Source organism: Pseudonocardia parietis, assembly GCF_017876315.1.
GTDB lineage: Bacteria > Actinomycetota > Actinomycetes > Mycobacteriales > Pseudonocardiaceae > Pseudonocardia > Pseudonocardia parietis.
Genome location: NZ_JAGINU010000004.1, coordinates 215,412 through 236,837, shown reverse-complemented (window position 1 = coordinate 236,837; position 21,426 = coordinate 215,412). Strand labels below are relative to the sequence as shown.

At 72.0% G+C, this 21,426-nt stretch carries 13 protein-coding genes and 1 pseudogene; all 14 read right to left on the bottom strand.

The window, feature by feature from the left end; genetic code table 11:
* Positions 1–4 precede the first annotated feature (4 nt).
* A pseudogene (locus tag JOF36_RS37240) lies at positions 5–1,183 on the bottom strand (ISL3 family transposase); the annotation flags it as partial.
* 114 nt (positions 1,184–1,297) lie between these two features.
* Positions 1,298–1,729 (bottom strand): PaaI family thioesterase, encoded by a 432-nt coding sequence (locus JOF36_RS37235; RefSeq protein WP_210036927.1) that lies wholly within the window; start codon positions 1,727–1,729, stop codon positions 1,298–1,300.
* Positions 1,729–3,462, bottom strand: a complete 1,734-nt coding sequence (locus JOF36_RS37230) for a fatty acyl-AMP ligase (RefSeq protein WP_210036926.1) — start codon at positions 3,460–3,462, stop codon at positions 1,729–1,731. Before JOF36_RS37230 ends, JOF36_RS37235 begins: the two co-directional genes overlap by 1 nt.
* A complete protein-coding gene (locus JOF36_RS37225; protein WP_210036925.1) occupies positions 3,459–4,172 on the bottom strand; it encodes a thioesterase II family protein in 714 nt (237 codons plus the stop codon). Before JOF36_RS37225 ends, JOF36_RS37230 begins: the two co-directional genes overlap by 4 nt.
* On the bottom strand, positions 4,169–5,326 hold the full coding sequence (locus JOF36_RS37220; protein ID WP_210036924.1) for a cytochrome P450: 1,158 nt from the start codon (positions 5,324–5,326) through the stop codon (positions 4,169–4,171). Before JOF36_RS37220 ends, JOF36_RS37225 begins: the two co-directional genes overlap by 4 nt.
* Positions 5,323–6,138, bottom strand: coding sequence for an SAM-dependent methyltransferase (locus JOF36_RS37215; protein ID WP_210036923.1), 816 nt, complete (start codon positions 6,136–6,138; stop codon positions 5,323–5,325). The genes JOF36_RS37220 and JOF36_RS37215 overlap by 4 nt, the downstream gene beginning before the upstream one ends.
* Positions 6,135–6,392, bottom strand: a complete 258-nt coding sequence (locus JOF36_RS37210) for an acyl carrier protein (RefSeq protein WP_245353246.1) — start codon at positions 6,390–6,392, stop codon at positions 6,135–6,137. The genes JOF36_RS37215 and JOF36_RS37210 overlap by 4 nt, the downstream gene beginning before the upstream one ends.
* A gap of 1 nt (position 6,393) precedes the next feature.
* Positions 6,394–7,338 (bottom strand): acyl-CoA desaturase, encoded by a 945-nt coding sequence (locus tag JOF36_RS37205; protein WP_210036922.1) that lies wholly within the window; start codon positions 7,336–7,338, stop codon positions 6,394–6,396.
* Complete coding sequence (locus tag JOF36_RS37200; protein ID WP_210036921.1) at positions 7,335–8,702, bottom strand: acetyl-CoA carboxylase biotin carboxylase subunit; 1,368 nt, start codon at positions 8,700–8,702, stop codon at positions 7,335–7,337. Before JOF36_RS37200 ends, JOF36_RS37205 begins: the two co-directional genes overlap by 4 nt.
* A complete protein-coding gene (locus JOF36_RS37195; RefSeq protein ID WP_307862817.1) occupies positions 8,702–9,292 on the bottom strand; it encodes an acetyl-CoA carboxylase biotin carboxyl carrier protein in 591 nt (196 codons plus the stop codon). The genes JOF36_RS37200 and JOF36_RS37195 overlap by 1 nt, the downstream gene beginning before the upstream one ends.
* Positions 9,289–11,007 carry an acetyl-CoA carboxylase, carboxyltransferase subunit beta gene (gene accD / locus JOF36_RS37190; RefSeq protein ID WP_307862816.1) on the bottom strand — a complete coding sequence of 573 codons (1,719 nt, stop codon included), beginning with the start codon at positions 11,005–11,007 and terminating at the stop codon, positions 9,289–9,291. Before accD ends, JOF36_RS37195 begins: the two co-directional genes overlap by 4 nt.
* Positions 11,004–12,587, bottom strand: coding sequence for a PfaD family polyunsaturated fatty acid/polyketide biosynthesis protein (locus JOF36_RS37185; RefSeq protein WP_307862815.1), 1,584 nt, complete (start codon positions 12,585–12,587; stop codon positions 11,004–11,006). Before JOF36_RS37185 ends, accD begins: the two co-directional genes overlap by 4 nt.
* Complete coding sequence (locus tag JOF36_RS37180) at positions 12,581–14,668, bottom strand: hotdog family protein (RefSeq protein ID WP_210036920.1); 2,088 nt, start codon at positions 14,666–14,668, stop codon at positions 12,581–12,583. Before JOF36_RS37180 ends, JOF36_RS37185 begins: the two co-directional genes overlap by 7 nt.
* Entirely contained in the window at positions 14,665–21,360 is a 6,696-nt protein-coding gene (locus JOF36_RS37175; RefSeq protein ID WP_210036919.1) for a type I polyketide synthase, read from the bottom strand. The genes JOF36_RS37180 and JOF36_RS37175 overlap by 4 nt, the downstream gene beginning before the upstream one ends.
* Positions 21,361–21,426: the final 66 nt, after the last annotated feature.

The following is a 21,426-nucleotide window of genomic DNA, read 5'->3' as shown; positions in this document are numbered from 1 at the left end:
GACCTCCCAGGGTGGCGAGCTCGTCGAGCCCGGCCGGTAGTCCTGTGCGCAGCCGGTCGATCACGGCGGTGAGCAGGGTCTTGCCGCGTTGACGGTTCTGGTCGGCGTAGGCGGCGATGATCTGCTGGTAGGCCCACCACGTGACTTCGACCGCGACGTGCTCGTCGGCGGCGAACACCGCCTCGAGCCGGGCGCGTTGGCGGTCGGTGAGCAGCGCGAGGCGGGTGCGCAGGGTGCGACGTGCCCGGTAGAGCGGGTCACCGGTGCGGCCTCGGTGGCCGAGGGTGTCCTGCTGGACGCGTTGGCGACACAGGTCGAGCTTCGCGCCGGCGAGGGCGACGACGTGGAATGGGTCCATCACGGTGACCGCGTCCGGGACGGCGTCGGTGGCGGCGTTCTTGTAGCCGCCGAACCCGTCCATCGCCACGACCCGGACCCCGTCGCGGAAGGCCTGGTCGCGGTCGTCGAGCCAGGTCTTCAAGGCTGCCGCCGAGCGGTCCGCGACCACGTCGAGCAGCCGTGCCGGTCCTCGGCCCGCGACGACCTCGGTGAGGTCGGTGATCACGGTGACGAACCCGTCGCCCGCGGCGCCGAACACGTGGGCCCACTTGTGCTCGTCGACCCCGATCACCTGCACCCCGTCGAGCCGGGCGGGGCCGGCGCGCAGCAGCAGCTGCTCGGTCGCGGCGACCGCGACGCTGTTCACGGTGTCCCAGCTCCGGCCGAGCTCCCGGGCGACCGCGGCGACGGTGGCCTTGTCGATCGCCAAGCGGCGCAACACATAGTCCGCGCAACGCCGGGTGGTCGAGGCCCCGGGGCGGGCCAGGCGAGCCGAGTCATGAGCGAAGATCTCGCGGGCGCAACCGTCATGCACACACCGGTAGCGCGGAACCCGGACCCGCAGCACGAGAGGATGCCCGACCACCGGGACGTCACAGACGCGGCGCTCGGTGCTGTCCCGGTAGACCCCGACCAACCCGCACCCCGGACACACGTCGGGCCCGTCGGTGATCAGCTCGCACCACACCACCGTCGTCTCACCGTCCAGCGCGGCGTCGGTGATCCGCACACCGAGCTCGACGGTACGGACGATCGTGTCGGCCACGATCTGGGCAGGCGGGCACGTAGGCTGCGACATCGGGTCCCCGGGGTGTTCGACGATGTTCGGCGTAGGAACCTTCATCATCAACTTCTCGGGGCCCGCCTCAGTGCAGCGACACGACCCGACTCCCGCGGTCGCTCACGCCCTCACCTGCACTCCATTTCCGGAAGAGCCCTTTTGGTTCCAGATGCGGCTTCAGTTCACCTCGAGGTTCCGCAAGGTGACCAGGGCCGTGGCGCACAGGGTCTCCGATCCACCGTCCAGAGTGACGACGTCCGCCGCGGCGACCGAGATGGCCCGGCCGACCTTCAGCACCCGGCCTCGGGCGAACACCGTGTCGCCCGTCGCCGGCGCGAGGAACTTGACCGTGTAGTCCGACGTCATAGACACCCAGCCGACCGGCAGGAGCGTGCCCGCCGCCGAGCCACCCGCGAAGTCGGCGAGGGCGCCAATCACGCTGCCGGCGACGTAGCCGTTGTGCTGGGTGTGCTCGGGGCGTACCGACAGCACCAGTTCGGCCGCCCCCGGGGCCAGCGCGCCGAAGGTGAATCCGAGGTGGGCCGCGGCAGGCATGGTGACGATCGCCGTGCGCACAGCCTCGGCGAAGTCGGGGTTGGGGCTGTTCATCAGACTCCTTCGGCGTCGGGCTGCACGAGCGCACCCTGCTGCACTCCGGTAGCCGACGGGCGGGCAACAGGTGACCAACGGTCGAATCCCTCAGCGGCGTGGATCGCCGCGGCGGCGGCGCGGCGGACCTTGCCGCTGCTGGTTTTCGGAACCCGTCCCGGCAGGGTGACGACGAGCTCGGCCAGGGAGAGCTCGTGCTCCTGCGCGAGCGCAGCGCGCACCGCTGCGAGGACCTCGCGGGGATCGCCGCATCGTCGGTGCTCGCGTCGGACCTCCTGCACGACGACGAGTCGTTCACCCTCCGCGCCGGGGACGGCAAAGGCGGCACCGGCACCAGGCTGCAGCGCGGGATGGGCCGAGGCGACCGTGTGCTCCACATCGTGGGGGTAGTAGTTACGCCCACGAATGATCGCGAGGTCCTTGACCCGCCCCACCACGTAGAGCTCGCCGTCCTCGATGACGCCGAGATCCCCGGTGCGTAGGTAGTCGTCCGGTTCGCCGTCGATCCGGGCGCGGAAGGTGTCCGCGCTCGCCTCGGGACGACGCCAGTAGCCCTGTGCCACAGCAGGGCCGGCCACCCAGATCTCGCCGACCGCTGTGGGCGGGCACGGCCGCAACGACTGCGGGTCCACGATCCGGACGGTCTCCCCGGCAAGTACCTGCCCGGAACCGGCGAGCTCGCGGACCCGACCCCCCGCGGGCGCTGCCCGAGTCGTGGCATCGATCTCGAGTGCGGCGGCATCGGCGGGCAGAACCCGCGGACCGCGGAGCTTACCGGTGCTCGTCACAATCAGCGTTGCCTCGGCCAGGCCGTAGCAGGGGTGCATCGCGGCGGCAGTGAACCCATGCGGGGCGAACGTCGCAGTGAACGCCCGCACGGTCTCCGGCCGGACCGGCTCGGCGCCGTTGAAGGCGACCTTCCAGCAGCTCAGGTCGATGGCCGGGACCGGTCCTCGGGAAGCGGCACTCACACAGGCGTCGAAGGCGAAGTTCGGACCGCCGCTGGTGTGCGCCCGATACCGGGAGATCGTTTCGAGCCAGAGCAGGGGCCGGCGCACGAACGCCATGGGCGACATCATGATCGCCCGAGCGCCCACCCACAGGGGCTGCAGCAGGTTGCCAATCAGGCCCTGGTCGTGGAAGAAGGGCGCCCAACCGACGACGGTCGAGTCCTCGTCGTGCCCGAACGCGGCGGCGATCATCTCCTGGTTCGCGGCCAGATTGCCGTGCGAGACCATGACACCCTTGGGAGTGGACGTCGAGCCCGAGGTGTACTGCAGGAACGCGAGGTCCCCGGGCCGCCGAGCCACGGGAGCACCTCGGGCGGGTTCGACCTCGTCGACCGCGAGCCACGCAAATGGACCGGCCAGTATCTGCTGCAACGGCGGGATGGACGACCGCAGCGTGAGCACCACCGATGGCGCCGAGTCCCCCACCACGGCCGCCGTCGCCTCCTGCGCCCGGTTGCGCCGCGGCGGGTTCACCGGCACCGCCACCACTCCGGCGTAGAGGCAGCCGAGGAACGCGATCACGAACTCGGGGCACTGCGGAAATGCGAGCAACGCCCGCTCCCCCGGACGGCACGGCAGCGCTGCGGCGACCCCCAGCGCACGATCGTGCAGCTCGGCGTAGCTCAGCACCCGGGTCTCCTCGCCGCCCTCGTCGACGAACACGTAGGCGGTCCGGCGGGGCGACTGCGCGGCGCGACTCGCCAACACCTCCGGCACGATCACGTGAGCGCTCCCGTCATGAGCGCCGCGAGCTCGCGGCGTCGCGGCTGGTGGAACAGGTGCTCGCCCTCGAGCAGGTGCAGCGTGAACGTGCCGGTGGTCGCGGCCGACCAGGCCTGCACCTCGTCGACGGCCACGATCGGGTCGTCCCGGCCGTGGAAGGCCGTGATCGGGCACGGCACTCGCGGGTCCGCTGCTCCCGAGTAGTCCTCGGACAGGGTGAGGTCGGCGCGGGTGAGCGCCAGGGCGTAGCGAAGAAAGTGGGGTGGACCGATGACGGCGCTGCCCAACGCCTCGGCGAACTCTGCATCGGGCAGGCGGTGAATGCCGCGGTGCCGGGCCCGACAGTGCGGGGCGCGACGCCCGGAGACGAACAGGTGTGCGGGCGCCCGGCCGGCTGCGGCCAGCGCCCTGGCCAGCTCGAAGGCGATCACCGCCCCCATGCTGTGCCCGTAGAGCGCGACCCGCGGTAGCGCCGCCACCTCGGGAAAAAGCAGCTCGACGGCGTCGGCGACGCGGCGCAGCGGCTCCTCGCTTGCGCAGTCCTCGCGGCCGGGAAGCTGGGCCCGCACCACCCCGATCGGTGCATCGAACAACCCCAGCCACCGCGCGAACGACGCCGCTCCCGCCCCGGCATGGGGCAAGCACACCAGCGCGGTCCCCTCCACCGGTGGCGTGTCGCGGAGCCTGCGGCGGACAGGCACCGCGGTCATCGCGCACCGACCGGGACCGCGACCACCGGGAGCGTTCGAGGGGCACGCACGATGAGGCTGTCGGTCTGCCACGACACCGTGCCCGTGAGCCGCAGGTCAGGCCCCTTAGCCAGGGCGTCGAGCACCGCGCAGGCCTGCATCTCGGCCAGGGTGCTGCCCAGGCAGCCGTGCATCCCGAACCCGAAGCCGAGATGCGGGCAGGGTTCGCGGGTCGGGTCGAAGGTGTCCGGGTCCGCGAACACCGCCGGGTCGCGATTGGCCGCAGCCAGACACAGCAGAACCTGATCACCCGCAGCGATCCGCGTCCCGCCGATCTCGACGTCACGGGTAGCGATCCGCTTGGTCATCTGCAGCGGGCTGTCGTAGCGCAGGGTTTCGCGGACAACTGTCGGGGCCGAGCCTGCGGCGATCCCGCCGGGTCGACGCAGGACGGCGAGCGCGACGTTGCCGATCAGCGCGGAGGTGGTCTCGGTGCCCGCCACGCAGCACATGATCCCCAACAGGGCGGTCTCCTCCTCGGTGAGCCGATCGCCCCCAGCGGTCCCGGCGGTGGCAAGGTCGGTGAGCAAACCGGGCGGTGCATCGCGGAGGACCGCGACCAGCACGGACACGAAGCTCTCGACGACGTCCGCGACGCGCGCGAGATCGTCGCTGTTCAGCAGCCCCGGCTCAAGGAGGGACCGAATGTCGTGGGTCCAACCCGCAACCCGGCCGTGCAGCGCGGCGGGCAGACCCAGCCACCGGCACAGCACCTCGACCGGCAGCGGCGCGGCCACCTCGCTCATCAAATCGGCCCGCAGCCCCTCCGTCCGGCGCCGGGCGATCTCGGTGATCATCGGCTGCAGATCGGCGACCGCCGCGGGTGTGAACACCCGATTCACCAGGCCGCGCAGCCGTGCATGAGCCGGGTCGTCGGTGAACACGAGCGACGCTCGGCCGAGCCGCAGGATCTGCTCGAGCTCCCCACCGCGGCGGGCCACCAGGGCAGGGATCAGCTCGGCGCTGAAGCTCCGGTCCCGCAGGACGGCCAGGACGTCGGCGTGGCGGGCCAGCACCCACATGCCGAGGGAGCGAGTGGGGCCGGCCTCGCGCAGCGCGGCATAGTGCGGGTACGGGTCCTGCCGAAAGCCCGCGGCGAACGGGTTGAACCTCATGCGCCCCACCGGGAGCCATAGGGCCGCAGGGTGATCCGGTACAAGGCCAGCTTGCTCATCCGGAAGCCGAACGACGACATCGTCAGGTAGCGCTCATAGCGGGCCACCGTCTCGGCACCGACCAACTCGCGTGCTTCGCCCCGGTGGGCCTTGAGCCGGCGCGCCCATTGCGCGCAGGTCCAGGCATAGTCGAGACGACCGTTGGACATCGACGTGATCTCCAAGACCCCCTCGGCAGCCGCAGCGATCTCAGCGAGGGTGGGCAGTTCAGCGTCGCGGAAGATCTCCTGCTGCATGAACGCGCTCGCCTCGGCCGGGTCCATGTCCGCGTAGGCGATGGTCTGCAGGGACAACGCACCACCGGATAGCCATTCCCGACACCGGGTGAAGAACTCCCGGTAGATGGCGACCTTGTCGGCACCGGGTGCGGCGAAGTGCTCGAACGCGCCGATGGACACGATCCCGTCGTAGGGCTCGACGGGCACGTGATCGCGCCAATCCTCCACCCGCACCTCGACGTTCGGCAACCCTAGTGCCGCGACGTGTGCGCCCTGGGCGGCCGACAGGGTGAGCCCCACCGCGGGCACCCCGGCACGCGCCAGGACCCCACCCCAGCCACATCCCACATCGAGCAGCCGACGCCGGGCACCGGCGACTGCGAGGTGGCGGCGGAGCTTGTGCTCCTGTGCCTGTTCGAGCGAGTCGGCCCCGGACCGCCACGCACAGGAGTAGCTCAGCGTCGGGTCGAGCCAGAGCCGGTAGAAGTCGTTGCCGACGTCGTAATGGCGGCGGATGGCCTCTGCAGAGCTCATCTCGACCTCTGGTGAAGGTACGCGGCCACCGCACTGATCGTCGGGTCCTCGAAGAGCTCCTCCGGGGCGATGTCCACCCCGTAACGCTCCTCGACCTCGATCAGCAAGGACACCGCGAGCGCGGAGTCCACGCCGAGACGATCGAAGTCGGCATCCGGGTCGATCTCGGCAAGGGGTGTGTCGAGCAGGTCGGCGAGGTACCCGCGGCACCACTCGACGATCGACGCGATGTCCGTAGCCACCGTTTCGCCCATGTCAGGCTCCTACAGATCGGATGCGCCGAGACTCGCGGCGCTCCTCGGACGGGGTCTTGAGGTCCCAGACCAGACCGGCGACCTGAAGGACCTTGATCAGCCAGAACCCGGGATCGAGCCGATACCAGTCCAGGCCGAACGACGGGGACTCCGGGAAGGCGTGGTGATTGTTGTGCCACGACTCGCCCAGGGTGATCAGCGCGAACACGCCGCCGTTGCGGCTGTTCTCTCGTGACTCGAAGGGCTTGGTCCCAACCATGTGCAGGAAGGAGTTGATCGCCCAGACGATGTGCTCCAGCACGAAGATCCGCACGAACCCACCCCACAGCAGCCCGGACACCGCCCCGTGCCACGAGAGGTCGACGAGCCCACCGATCACCGTCGGGATCACCAGGCCCAACCCGACCCACCAGTAGTAGAGCCGTGCGACCTTCACCAGCGCCCGGTTCTTGATCAGATCCGGGGCGTAGTGGACGACGTTGGGGTATTCGTGGCGGCGCATCCACAGGAAATGCGAGTGTGCGAGGCCCCGCATCGCGCCGACGAGACCGCCGCCGGACAGGTTCGGCGAGTGCGGGTCACCCTCGCGGTCGGAGTACTCGTGATGACGGCGGTGCAGCGCCACCCACGAGATGACCGCGCCTTGGCCCGCCATGGAACCGAGGACGGCGAGCACCGCCTGCACTGCGGGCGTCGCCGTGAAAGTGCGGTGGGTGAACAACCGGTGATAACCCACGGTCACCCCGAGCCCGGTGACCAGCCATCCGGCGAACAGCAGGGCAGCCTCGGTCCAGCCGAAAGGGTGCACCCACAAAAACGCCACCGCCGCAACGGCCCCGATGATCGGTGCGATGTCGAAGAGCAGGAAGTGCTTGCGCTGTAAACGGTGGATGTAGGGGCTCGAGATCGTCTTCCTCCGCGGCTCGGGCCGTTCGATCACGGTCATACCGCCACTCCTCCCAAAGGTCGGTCCTTCATGCGGTCCAGCAGGCCGGTGTCGTGCCGTCCGGCCCGGAAGTCGGGTTCGGCGAGCACCTCGCGGAGAAAGCCCGCGGTGGTCGCGATGCGCTCGCCCCGCAGCCGGGTCTCGGCCAGCGCGCGGTCCATCCGGCGCAACGCGGCGTCGCGATCCGGCGCCCAGGTGATCACCTTGGCCAGCAGCGAGTCGTACTCCGACGGGATCCGACTGCCCGCCGCGACGTGGGTGTCCACCCGCACGAACGGGCCACCGGGCAGTTCCACCGACTCCAACAGCCCCGGGGTGGGAGCGAAGTCCTTGACGGGGTCCTCGGCGTTGATCCGGCACTCGACGGCCACCCCGTGAAACCGGATCCCGTCCTGGGTGAACCGCAGCGGCTCCCCCATCGCGACGCGAAGCTGTTCGGCGACCAGGTCGATGCCGGTCACCATCTCGGTCACCGGATGCTCGACCTGCAGCCGGCAGTTGACCTCCATGAAGTAGTGCGCACACGCGGTGTCGACGAGCATCTCGACGGTGCCGGCGCCGACGTATCCGACCGAGAGCACCGCGCGCACCGCCGACTCACCGATCTCCCGCTGCGCATCGTCGGACAGCCCGGGCGCCGGGGTCTCCTCGACGAGCTTCTGGTGGCGGCGCTGCACCGAGCAGTCCCGCGCGCCCAGGTGGACCCCGTTGCCGTGGGTGTCGCACAGCACCTGAATCTCGACGTGGCGGGCGGAGTCGAGGTAGCGCTCCACGTAGACCCGCCCGTCGCCGAACACCGCCGCCGCACCCGCCCGGGTGCGGCGATAGGTCTCGGTGAACTCCCGCGGATCCCGCACAACGGCCATCCCGCGGCCGCCACCTCCGGCGACAGCCTTGATGATGATCGGGTAACCGATCTCGTCGGCGAACGACTTCGCGGCGTCCGGGTCGTCGATCGCGTCGGTGCTGCCCGGAAGCAGCGGGAACCCGGCAGCGACCATCGCCGCACGGGCGGAAGCCTTGTCACCCAGGCGTTCCATGACCTCCGGCGGGGGCCCGACGAACGTGATGCCCTCGGCCGCGCAGACCTCGGCGAAGTCGGGATTCTCCGACAGGAAGCCGTAGCCGGGATGGATGGCGTCGGCGCCGGTCATCCGGGCGGCCTCAATCACCGCAGGGATGTGGTTGTAGCTGCGCCGGGCGGGTCCGGGCCCGATCCGCACGGTCTCATCGGCCTCGCCGACCACGGCCGAACCGTCGTCGACCTGGGAGTACACCGCGACCGTGCGCAGACCCATCTCCCGGCAGGTCCGCAGCACCCGCAGGGCGATCTCGCCACGGTTCGCGATCAAGACGGTGTGCACTAGTCCACCGCCACAGCGAACAACGGTGCTCCGAACTCGACCGCGGTGGCGTCGGCGCACCGAACCTCGACGACCCGGCCGCCGCGATCGGCGTGCACGGGAATCATCAGCTTCATCGCCTCGACGATGCCGACCTGCTGACCGGACGTGATGAGGTCTCCGGTGTCCACAAAGGCGACCGCGCCGGGTTCGGGAGCCCGGTAGAACACCCCGACCGTCGGCGCGGTGATGAGGGTGTGCTCGACGGTGACGGCGGCGGTGTCGCCCACCGCACTCGCTGCCCCCACGGGGCCCACCGGCCCAATCCCACCTGCCACCGGGGCACCGGAGGTGGCGCTGCCCGCGCCGGTGAGCGCGGGGCCACCCGCAGGGCTCGATGTCAGAAGCGCACCGGCCGACGCGTCCGCAGCGACGGCGAAGGTCCGGCCGGCCCCCGTGCCCGCGGCCTCCACGGCACCGGCCGGGACCAGCTCCCACTCCAAATCGACCCCGTGGGCACCGAGACGAATCCGCGCCGGCGGCCGCGGGTCCGCGACCATGGCCGCGGCGGCGCGATGCAAAGTGGTGAGGATCTGTTCGAGCTCGCTCACACCGTCGCCCCGATCCGCTCAGTGGCCTCGGTGGTGTCGGAACTTTGCGGGGCGCCGAAGCGGCGGAACCGCTCGTGGCGCCGGGCGGTTCGTGTGGCGGCATCCATACGCGACAGCGGCAGCAGGCTGGTGACGAGCGCGGAGCCGAGGTTCTCCGCAGCGGTGAGGTGATCGCCGTGCTCGGCCTCGGGCACCACACCGTCGACGACGCCGAGCCCGAGCAACGAGCGGGCGTCGACCCGCAAGGCCTCCGCGGCTCGCGGGGCGGCCCCGGCGTCTTTCCAGAGGATGGAGGCGCAGCCCTCGGGCGTGATCACCGAGTACACCGCGTTCGCACACATCAGTACCTCGTCCGCGACGGCCAGAGCGAGGGCGCCCCCGCTGCCGCCCTCCCCGGTCACCACCGCGACCACCGGCACCGGTAGGCCGGAGAGCAGTCGCAGGTTCTCCGCGATGGCCACAGCCTGGCCCTGTTCCTCGGCCGCGACGCCGGGGTAGGCGCCCGAGGTGTCGACCAGGCTGACGACCGGCAGGCCCAGCTTCGCGGCCAGGCGCATCGCCCGGGCCGCCTTGCGGTAGCCGGCCGGGGTGGACATGGCGTAGTTGCGCTGGGGCAGCTCGGCGGGGGTGCGGCCCTTCTGCGTGCCGACGAGCACGATCGGCATCCCGGCCAGTGTGCCGAGCCCACAGACCATGGCCGCGCAGTCGGCGGCCATCCGGTCACCGTGCAGCTCGGTGAAGTCCTCCAGCAGAAGATGTGCGTAGTCCAAAGTGGTGGGGCGTCCGAAGCGGCGCGCGGCGCGCACGGCCTCCCAGGGGTGGCGCTCGGGCAGCTCGGCGACGTCGCGGACCAACACCTGCGCGGGCTCACCGGCGACCGCCGCGTTCCCGGCCCCGACGGCCAGCAGCTTCGCCAGAACCCCGCGCAACTCGGCCCGCGGGCTGATCAGGTCGATGATCCCATGCTCGAGCAGGTACTCGGCGGTCTGGAAGCCCTCGGGCAAGGTCTCACCGATGGTCTGGGCAATCACCCGGGGACCCGCGAACCCGAGCCGGGCTCCCGGCTCGGCCACGATGACATCGCACAGGGTGGCAAAGCTCGCGGCGACGCCACCGTAGGTCGGGTCGGTGATCAGCGAGATCGTGAGGATGCCGGCCTCGTCGAGCCGGCGCAGTGCCTGGCTCGTCTTGGCCATCTGCATCAGGGCCACGATGCCCTCCTGCATCCGCGCCCCACCCGACGCGCTGACCAGCAGCACCGGGATCCGCTCGGCCTCCGCGACCTCGCAGACGCGGGTGATCGCCTCACCGACCGCGGCGCCGAGCGAGCCACCGAGGAACCGGAAGTCCATGGCCGCCACGACGACCGGATGACCGTCGATCCGGCCGCGCGCACACACCACGGCCTCATCCAGCCCGGTGCGGCGGCGGGCGTCGCGCAGGCGATCAGGGTAGGGCCGGGAATCGACAAACCCGAGGTGGTCGGTCTCGTGGCGGCCCGTCGGCAGAGCCCGAACGGAGCCCTCGTCGAGCAGCCAGCTCAGGCGCTGCGGCGCGGTGAGCGGGTGGTGGTAGGCGCATTCGGGGCAGACGCCGAGGGTGCGGCGCAGACGCTTGGCGTAGACCATCTCGCTACAGCCCGAGCACAGCACCCAGTCGGCAGGGCGCGATACATCGGGGTGGGGCAGCGGCGGGGCAGGCAGGGTCTCGGTCACGCAACGACCTCCGGTCGGTGGGCGGCGCACCGAGCGGGCAGACTGACGCCCGCCTGGCGCAGGGTGGTGACCCGGCTGTGGAAGGCCGCGCCACGCATGAGGTTCTCGGCGATGCCCGCGACCGTGCGAGCGCCGACGGGTTCGAGCGGAGTACCGGCCAGCCAGCTGTTGGCAGCACCCATCGCGGCGCCGCACCAGATCTGGTAGTCGGCCTTGCGGTCCTCGACGCCACCGGCGGCCCAGTTCGACGACAGCCCCAGGTACCACCGGAACACCAAAGCCATGCGGCGCTTGGGGTTCTCGGCGGCGCGGGCGATCTGGTCGGGGTCGCGGCGGGTGAAGTAGTCCACCGTCTCGGCCCACACGTCCTCGAGCGGGCGACGGAACACGGTGCGCTCCAGCGACTCCCGCTCCTCGGCCGGCAGGTCGTCGAGGCCGTCGTGGCGGCGGTAGAGGTCATAGAGGCGACGGGCGCGGGAGCCGAACATCGTGCCACGGCGCAGCACCTGCACGTCCACACCGAGCTCAAACATGTCGCTCGCGGGCGCCATCTCGCAGTCGGTCACCTCAGCCTGACCGAGCAGTTCCTTGGCCGCCGTGGACTGACCCGACTCCACGCAGGCTTGGTTGACCGAGCCGGTGACGACGTAGTCGGCGCCCTGGGCGAACGCCGCCGCCACCGCCTGCGGGGTCCCGATCCCGCCCGCGGCGCCGATCCGGACCCGCGTGTCGAGCCGGTCGCGCAGCCGCAGCAGCTCGCCCAACAGCACCGGCAGCGGCCGGCGGTCGGTGTGCCCGCCGGAATCCGCCTCGGCGGTGATGTCATCGGCCAGCGGCACGGCCGCGGCGAGCGCGGCCTGCTCACCGGTGATCCGACCCTCCTCCACCAGCCGCCGCAGGATCGGCTCGGGTGCCGGCGCCAGAAACAGCTCGGCGATCTCGGTGCGCGACACCTTGGCGATCACATGGTGCCCGATCCGGAGGGAGCCGTCGGCGGCACGGGACAACCCGAGCGCACGGTAACGGACGATCTCCGGGGTCAGCGCCAGGAACGCCGAAGCCTCGACCGTGCTGACCCCGTGCCGCAGGCAGAGATCCACCGTCGAGCGCTCCATGGCGAGCTCGCTCGGGCTATGGATGAGGTTGCACGCGAACGGGCGCCCGGGTGCGTCCCGGGTGATCGCGGTGAGGCCGGCATCGACCTTTTCCGCGACCAGCCCCGCCGCGCCGAAGCTGGCCAGGACCCCGGCGCGGGCCAGGGCGGTCACCATCTCAGCCGACGCGATGCCGTGCGCCATGGCGCCGGCGTGGTAGGCCAGCCGCACACCGTGGGTGCGGTGGAACGCGGCGGCACCCAGCCGGGCGGGCGGCAGCGGGCCGGTCGCCGCGAGCACCTGCACCCCGGGGCGGTGGGCTCCGTCGGGGTAGTTGGTCGCGGCGACGCCACGCTCGTCGCGGACGACGAACACGGGTCGGTCCAGATCGGCGAGGACCTGGTAGAGCTCGTCCGGGGTCCGGGCCGGCCCCTCGCCGCGCGACAGCGCGTCGAGATGGGGCCCGGGCAGGGTGTGGGTCACCACGCGGGTGCTCCCTTCTCGCGCGCCTCGGCGGCGACGTCGGTCAGCTCGTAGATCCGCAGGCCCGGCTTCCAGACCGAGGCGTCGGCGACGACGCGGACCCGCCCGGGACGCCGCTGGACCTGCTTGACATGTACTTCGAGGGTCATCTCGCCGTCCGCGGCGAGAATCTGGCCGCGATAGCGCCAGGACAACTCCACTCCGGCGGGAACCACGAACTCCGGCTCGGCCAGCTCGTCGATCGCGCCGGTGTCCACCAGCCATTCCTGCATCGCCTGGATCACCGCCTCGACACCCAGCGAGCCGGGCATGACGGGGTCGAGGTGGAAGTGTCGGGCGAAGAACCAGTCGGAGTCGTGCACGATCCGCGACGCCCGCAGATATCCCTGGCCGTGGCGGCCGCCGCCGTCGACGACCTCCAGATCCCGCACCAGGTCCAGCTCATCGCGCGCACCGGTCCGTCCACCCGCGACGGTCCGGGCCAGGGTCGGGTGCTGCTCGAGCCAGGTGGGGACATAGGTGCCGTTGTCCAGGCCGGTCTGGTTGGCCAGCGCGGTGGCGTTGAAAAACCCGAACAGCGAGCGCCCGGAGTAGAACGGAGCCATCCGGTCGCGGTCCTCGCCGTCGAGCCAGAGCTCGTAGGCCAGACTCTGCAGTACCGCGCCGGACAGGACGGTCGTGGACAGCAGCTGCGAGCGCTGGACGATCGTGCGGCCGCGCAGATCGACTTCGCGGTGCAGGGTGGCGCTGCCGTCCAGGTTGCGCAGGCTGTAGTCCTCCTCGGGGTCGGTGAGCGTGGCGCCGAGGTGATAGCCCAGCAGCAGGGCCGACTGCAGCGAGGTCTCCATCAGGATGACGTTCGGCACGGTCGGGCTGGGCGCGGCGCCGTAGTACCAGGCGTCGGCGGCGGAGTCGTACTCCGTCTCGCCGGTGCCCTGGAGGAGATCGCCGCGGGTGCCGTGGACCTCCATGACCCGTCCGACCAGCCGCAGCCCACCCGCGGGCGGGCGGGTCGCCCGGACCTCGGCGTAGCGGGCGAACTCCGGGCCGAGGGCCATCTGCAGGTCCCCGGCCGAGGCGGTGGCCAACGCGAGCTCGTCGACGGCGGCAAGACGCCCGGTGACGCCGCGGCGCACCGGAAGCGCGGGCGGATTGCCGCCGCGGCGGGTGCCCAGCGGGGTGCCAGGCTTCTCGCGGACCGCGACGTCGAGGCCGGTGACCAGGCCCGCGGGGCACTCGACGTCGACCCGCACCCAGGGGCGTGGAAGAAGATCGGCGGCGCTCACCTCGGCGCGCACCTCGACCTCGCCCGAGGGCGCGGTCTCGGCGGTGACGGTGCCGCCCTCGGCGACGAACCGGGCGCCCGGCACCACCGTCGCGAGTCCGAGCCAACCGGCAATTACCTGCCCGACCTGGGTGGCCAGGGCCCGCAGCTCAGTGGCGTCCGCCGGGGCGGTGGCGACGCCGCGGAGCACGGCGACGCCGACCGGGCCACCGGCCCGCACCTCGGTGACGGCCTGCAGCGGCCCACCGCTCAGGGTCGGTCCCGGCTCGCCACGCTCGTGGCGCGGGCCGAACACAGCGGCCAGGTCGCCGCGCCGTAGCACGTCCAGCGCAGCGGTGTCCAGCGTGGATACCAGCGCCGGGGCGAGGGGCTCCAGCCCACCTTCGGGCCGATACCCAGCGGGAAGCAGGGACAGGCGCGGCGAGGCGAGGGTCAGGGCCGCGGCCCGGTGCCCCGTGGGCTCGATCGGCGCGCTGCCGGCCCGGGCCGGCAGCACCCGGGCGGCCGGTACCGGCCGCCCGGCCTGTAGCGCGGTCAGCGCCGTCGTCTGCCAGGCCGCCTGCACCTCGATCGCGGAGCGGTGCGCCGTGACCAGTTCGGCGCGCAGTGCGCCGACCACCCGGGCTGCGAGGTCCTCCCCGGAGGACGCCGGGTCGGCCGCCCCGGGCGCCGCGTCAGCGGCGGCACCGGACGTGGCGCGGGGTGCGGCGGTGACCGTCACGCTGTCCGGCTGCGGATCATGGCCTGCGGCGAGGGCGTCGAAAGGGTCGCCGTCGAAGGTGATCTGATCGAAGCTCATCGCGTCTCCTCGTTCCAGACCTGGACCGCCTCGGCGAACTTGGCGGCCATGTCCGGGGTGCTGACCGCGCCGACGTCCGTCCAACGCTGCAGGACCCGGCCGCTGGGGTCGGTCACAGTGGCGTTCACGGTGACACCGCCGGTAGTCGGGCGCAGGTCGTCGACGATCACCCGGAACGGCGCGCCGTCGGGGATCGGGGCGTAGAGATCGACGGCGCCGACCGAGAGCGGCAGACAACCCGCCTGCTGGTGCCAGACCCCCAGCACGGACGCGACCTGCAGGACGACGTCGCCGAGGACCGGGCTGTGCAACTCCGCGGCCCAGCCACCGCCGGCCAACGGGTAGTCGGCCAGCTCGCACTCGGCGACCAGGCGGGTCGGTTCCCGCACGATCACCCGGCGCAAGCCCTGCAGCAGCGGGCCATGGAACAGGTCGGCGTCGCGGTAGACCTGCAGGCCGTCGGCGCCGTCGATGGGCGCCCAGGTCTGCGCCGTCGGCGCACTGAGCGGGGCGGCGGCGAGCAGCAGGGTCGCGCTGAAGTGCGGCCTGCTCGACCCGATCCACGCGCGCACGCTCACGGTGGCGCCCTCCACGGTGCCGCGGTCGAGAGTCAGCTCAAGCTCTCCGGGCTCGGTGCCGTCGAGCACGATCCCGTGGTGCACGCCGACATCGCGGAGCCCGACAACCATCACATCGCGGTGGGCCCGTTCGGCCGAGCGGGCCATCCAGCCGATGGCCGCCGAGAGCGGCAACACCGGGTGAGCGCCGATGCGGTGATCGGCGACGACGGCGTCGCGGGTCAGCAGATGGGTGTCACGACGGAGGGTGACCTCACCGACCGGCTCCGGGAAAACCGGGGCGAGCGCGCCGCCGGGGGCGACGAGCACCGACCGTTCCCCATTGCCGATCTCCTCGACGAACGCGGCCGTGCCGGTCGCAGGGTCGAGCAGGGCGACCCCGCGCGCGGCGAAGAGCTCCTTGAGCTGCGGGGTGACCATGCCGCCGTCCCACGCGCCCCAGTGGATCGCGGTGCCGTCCAGCGTCGCGGCGGCGCGGTCGAGCGCCTCGTTGGCCGCGGCGTAGTCGGCCTGCCCCGGGTTGCCCAGCACCCCGGCGACCGAGCCGAACACCACGACCCGCGGGGAGGTCTGTACCGCCTCGAGAGCCCCGCGCAGGCCAGCGATCTTCGGCCCAAGCACCCGTCCGACGGCTTCCGCCGTCTTGTCCGCGAGTGCGGCGTCGGCCAGCGCGCCGGCGCCATGTACCAGCGTGGTGACCCGAGCGGCGTCCGCACCGAGCACGGCACGAACCGCGTCGGCGTCAGCGACATCGGCGGCCAGGTAACGCACCCGGGCGCCCGCGGCGCGGACCGCGCCCAGAGTGGAGCTGATCTCCCGGCGCGCCCTCAGCGTGGCGACCTCGCGTTCGACCTCCTTGGGTCCGACACCGCCGGAGCCGTTGCGCAACTCGGCGATCAAGGCCGCCTTGAGCCCGTCGTCCGGTACTCCGCCGGCCCAGGCCGGCTCGGGCTCGTCGACTCCGGTAGTGCGGCCCAGCAGGAGGAACTCCGCAGAGACGCGCTCGGCGAGGGCGATCACGCAGGCGGCGGTGACACCGCGGGCACCACCGGTGACCAGAACGACGTCATCGGCGGTCAGACCCGGCATCCTCGGCTCGACACCGGCCAGACCACGGTCGGTGCGGACCGGCGTCCACCGGGCCAGGTCGGCGTCGACCCCGACCTCGGCAACCAGATCCGAGTCGTGCAGCTCGGCGAGCACGACACCGGCGAGCGCGGCGTCGTCGAGCCCGGGTGCAACGTCGAGGGCCCGGGCGAACACCGTCGGCGCCTCGCGGGCGAGAGTCTTGGTCAGACCGCTAAGTCCGCCCTGCAAGGCCAGCCCCAGGTCGGCGGTGCCGCGGTGGCCCAGGCCGCCGTCGATGCGCGTGACGGTGAGGAAGGCCGCGCGGGAACTCTGCGCGGTGCGACGCAGCGCCTCGACGGCGGCTGCGGCCGTGCCGACGGCATCGGTCAGCAACTGCTCGGCGTCGGTATGCGGGCCTGCCAGGAGCAGCACCGCGTCCAACTGCTCGGGGCGCTCGCTGGTGACGCTCCAGCCGCGGTTCTGCAGCCCGTTCACCAGCGCAGCCGGTGCGCTCGTGCCGCGTTCGACGAGCCAGGCCACCGGGGCCGCCGCGAACGGACTCGTGCGCCGATCGACCGGCGGGAGCGCAGCGAGATCAATGGTAAAGCGATGCGGGCGGGTATCGACCACACGCTCGGGCTCGACGACCGCGGCCGGGCCGACATCCTGGCCGACGGCCGGGCCACCGGCGAGGACGCCGACGATGTCGTCGACCGAGCGCAGCTCCGCGAGCTGCTCGGGCCCGACCGGGGCAACGCCGGGAACCCGCTCGGCCACCGCACCCAGGATCTGCACCCGCTTGATCGAGTCGATCCCCAGGTCGGCCTCCAGGTCCATGCCCGGCTCGACCATCTCCACCGGGTAACCCGTCTTCTCCGACACCACCGCCAGCAGGGCCGAGCGGACCGAGTCGGGGTCCACTCCCGACGGTGTGACGCTCTCGCCCCCGGCCGAGGCGGGAACGGGGACGGGGACGGGGACGGGGACGGTGAGGATGCCGACGATGTCGTTCACCGACCGCAGCTCCGCGAGCTGTTCCGGGCCCACCGCCGGCAGGCTCGGGATCCGCTCGGCGACCGCGCCCAGGATCTGCACCCGCTTGATCGAGTCGATCCCCAGGTCGGCCTCCAGGTCCATGCCCGGCTCGACCATCTCCACCGGGTAGCCGGTCTTCTCCGACACCACCGCCAGCAGGGCCGAGCGGACTGAGTCGGCGTCGGGACCGGCAGGCCCGGCGAGGGTGCTCGCCGATGCAGCGGCCGGCGTGGCGGCGAGGATGCCGACGATGTCGTTCACCGACCGCGCCTCCGCGAGTTGCTCCGGGCCTACCGCCGGCAGGCTCGGGATCTGCTCGGCGACCGCGCCCAGGATCTGCACCCGCTTGATCGAGTCGATCCCCAGGTCGGCCTCCAGGTCCATGCCGGGCTCGATCATGTCGACCGGGTAGCCGGTCTTCTCCGACACGACCGCGAGCAGGGCCGAGCGGACCGCGTCGGGGCCCGGACCAGCGGAGGCGCAATCGCGCCCACCATCGGTGGCGGTGCCGTCGGTGGCGATGCCGTCGGTGGGAGCGGGGGAAGTAAAGGAGACCGTGGCCGAAGCAGCGGCCGAGACGGGTGTGGCCGGTGCTGCCATCGGCGGGTCAGCTGGGGCGAGGGGCACGGGGAAGGCCGGGGCCCCGGCGGCGAAGATCTGGCCGCCGACCGCACTACCGTGCCGGTCCACCTCGGGGTCCCCGGCCGCCAGGCCACGGGCGGCTCCGGTGAGTCCGCTCATGCGGGACAACACCTCATTGGCGTGGGTGTGGCCGCGGCTGATCGCCACCGCGGAGTCGGCGATCGCCCGGACGCCGGCGTGCACCTGGGGGTCTGCCTGGTCGCCCTGAGTGCGCAGAACCTCGACCAGGCCTTCGGCGATGCGGAGCTGGCTGTCGAGGTAGCGGGCGTGCAGGTCGATGTGGTCGGCCAAGGGATCGCCAGACGGGGTGGTGGGCACGGCGGGCCCTTCGGCCGGCGGCCGGGGCGAGGGCGCGCCGGACAGGGCGACCGCCGCGTCGGTGATCGCCGCAGCGCTCGGTGCGGGGGCGCCGAAGGGGCTCCCCGCACCAGGTGCGCAATTCCCGCCTGCAGCGACCGCACCCGACGCCTCGGACTCGGGAACCGGGGGGCCGAGAGCGCCGGGAGCGGCAGCAGCCGCGAGCTCGACCCGATAGCCGTTGCTCAGGGCATCCTGGTAGGCGGCGGTCCGGGAGCCGGGCCGGTGAGTCGTACCGGTCAGCGTGACCGTCATACCGGTGGGTTCGACGTCGGCGAACGGCTCCGCGGCGAAGCGGTCGAGGCCGGTCAGCGGGGCGCCGAGCACGACCAGCTGGACGGCTGCACCGAGCAGCGCGGCCGCCGAGTCGCCTGTTGGGCCGGCGTCGGTGGCGATCGCGATCGCTCGCTCACCCAGTGTGCGCTCGACCAGTCCTGTCAGGACCGACTTCGGTCCGAACTCCACGAAGACCGTTGCACCCTCGGCGGCCAGGCGCTCGAGTCCACGGACGAACTCGACCGGCCTGCGCAGCTGCTCAGCCAGCACCGACCGGTTGGCCTCCACATCGGCGCCGTAGGAGGCATCCGGGCTGTTCGCCACCACCAGGGCGCCCGGCGCGCCGACCTCGACCGCCGAGACCGCCGCGCGAAACGCCTCGACCGCGTGGTCGACATGCGAGGTGTGGAAGGCGGCGGCGACCGGCAGCTCCTTCGCCACGAGCCCACGAAGCGAGAACTCGGCGACCGCGGCGGACACGGCCGCGCCGCAGCCGCCGATGACCACCTGTGCGGGGGCGTTGTGGTTGCACACGACCACGCCGTCGATGCCCGCCAGGACATCCTCGACGACCTCACGGGAGGCCGAGACGGCCGCCATCGTTCCCGGGTCATAGCCCTCGACGTCGGCGGGCGGCGCCATCGCGCGTCCGCGGGCGCGCGACAGGGCGTGGAAGTCGGCCTCAGACAGCGACCCGGCGGCCCACAACGCGGCGAGCTCGCCGTAGCTGTGTCCCAGGAAGCCCGCGGGCGCCAGGCCGAAGTCGCGTAGCACCGCGTACTGGCCGGCCGTCAGAGCACCGATCGCGGGCTGGGCGTAGTCGGTGCGCCGCAGCGACTCCTCGGGCGTCGCAGGGCCCTCCGCGACCGTCGGCGGCGGGAACACAGCAGCGGCGAGGGTGTCCGAGCCTGCATCGGCGAACCCGGCGTTGGCCGCGTCGAAGGCGGCGCCCACGGGCGGGAGGTCGATTGCGGCCTGGCGACCCATCTCGACGTACTGGCTGCCCTGGCCGGCGAACAACGCGGCGACCTTGAGCTCGGGCAGCGCCGTGGAGCGGAACCAGATGCCCTTCGGGTGCGACCAGTGCTCCTCATCCATAGAGCTCAGCAGTGCTACGGCCAGCTCTCGCAACTCGTCGGCCTCGGCGTCGGTACGGGAGACGAACCCGATCCGGGCATCACCGGCGGGAATCGCGCCGTCGGCGGGCGCAGAGTCCAGCGCGGCCACCAGCGCGTGCCGGTTGGGTGCGTGCCAGACGTGCGCGCGGGGCCCGCGGTGCGCGGTACGCGGACGCTCGGGATCAGCCTCCTCCAGCACCACGTGGAAGTTGGTCCCGCCGAAGCCCATCGCCGACGCGGCGGCGCGGCGGACCGGTCGACGCGGGTCGCGGATCCAGGGGCGCGTCGTGGTGTTCGGGTAGAGCGCGTGCCCGTCGAGAGCGGTGTTCGGCGTCTCGATGTTGATCGTGGGCGGCAACACCTTGTGCCGCAACGCAAGCGCGAGCTTCATCAGGCTCGCGGTGCCCGCGGCGCCCTTCGTGTGTCCGATCTGTGACTTCACACTGCCGATCGCGGCGTAGCCGATCTCGTCGGTGGCCTCGCCGAGCACGGTGCCGAGCGCGGTGAGCTCGGTGCGGTCACCCACCGCAGTGCCGGTCGCGTGCCCCTCGAACAGCTCGACCGAGGCCGGGGAGACCCCGGCGTCGGTGTAGGCGCGGCGCAGCGCAAGCTCCTGGCCGGAGGCCCGCGGCGCGTAGATGCTGCCGAACCGCCCGTCGGAGGAGGAGCCGATACCCTGCACGACCGCGTAGACCCGGTCGCCATCGCGCTCGGCGTCGGCGAGTCGCTTCAGGGCGAGCATCCCGATGCCCTCACCGACCAGCGTGCCGTCGGCACTGTCGTCGAAGGGCTTGATGCGCCCGCTCTTCGACAAGGCCTGGGTACGGGAGAAGCACATGTAGCCGAAGACGGTGTTCTCGGTGTCGCAGCCGCCGGTGATCATCAGGTCGGCGCGGCCCTCGGCGAGCTCGGCGGCAGCCATGCGCAGCGCAGACAGCGAGCTCGCGCAGGCGGCGTCGACCGCGCAGTTCATGCCGCCCAGGTCGAACCGGTTGGCGATGCGGCCCGCGGTGACGTTGCCGAGCAGGCCCGGGAAGGTGTTCTCCTCCCACGGCGGGAACGCCAACAGGTACTTCTGCGCGATGGCCTCGGCGTCGGCGTCCGACAGGCCGCAACTGCGCACGACCTCCTTGAGTACCGGGGTCTCCAGCCGCGCGGCCATCGGGTGGGTCAGTGGCATCGGGCCGGTCACGCCGAGCGTGACACCGGTACGAGCCGGGTCGTACCAGCCCGCGTTGCCGGAGCCGGTCACCGCGCCGGCGTCGCGGAGCAGGTCGCGGGCCACGACCAGGCTCAGCAGCTGGACGGTGGTGGTCACCTCGAGCTGGTTCGGCGGCATACCGAACTCACCGGGAGAGAACCGGGTCTCGGGCACAAACCCGCCGCGGGTGCAGTAGGTCGTGTCCGGGTGCGACGGGTCGGTCGACGGCGTCGGGTCGAAGTAGTCCTCGGGGCGCCAGTGGGTCTCGGGGACCTCGCAGGTGCAGTCGAGGCCGTCGAGAATGTTCTGCCAGTAGTCGCGGTAGTTGCGGGCCATCGGGAACAGCCCCGCCATACCGATGATCGCAATGGGTTCGTCCGCCGTGCGGCGGCCGATCCGGGCCGGGGAGTCGGACACGAGTCCTCTTTTCAGCGTGAATTCTCGGCAGCCGTCGTCGCCGATTCACTCGAGGTGAACCGGGAA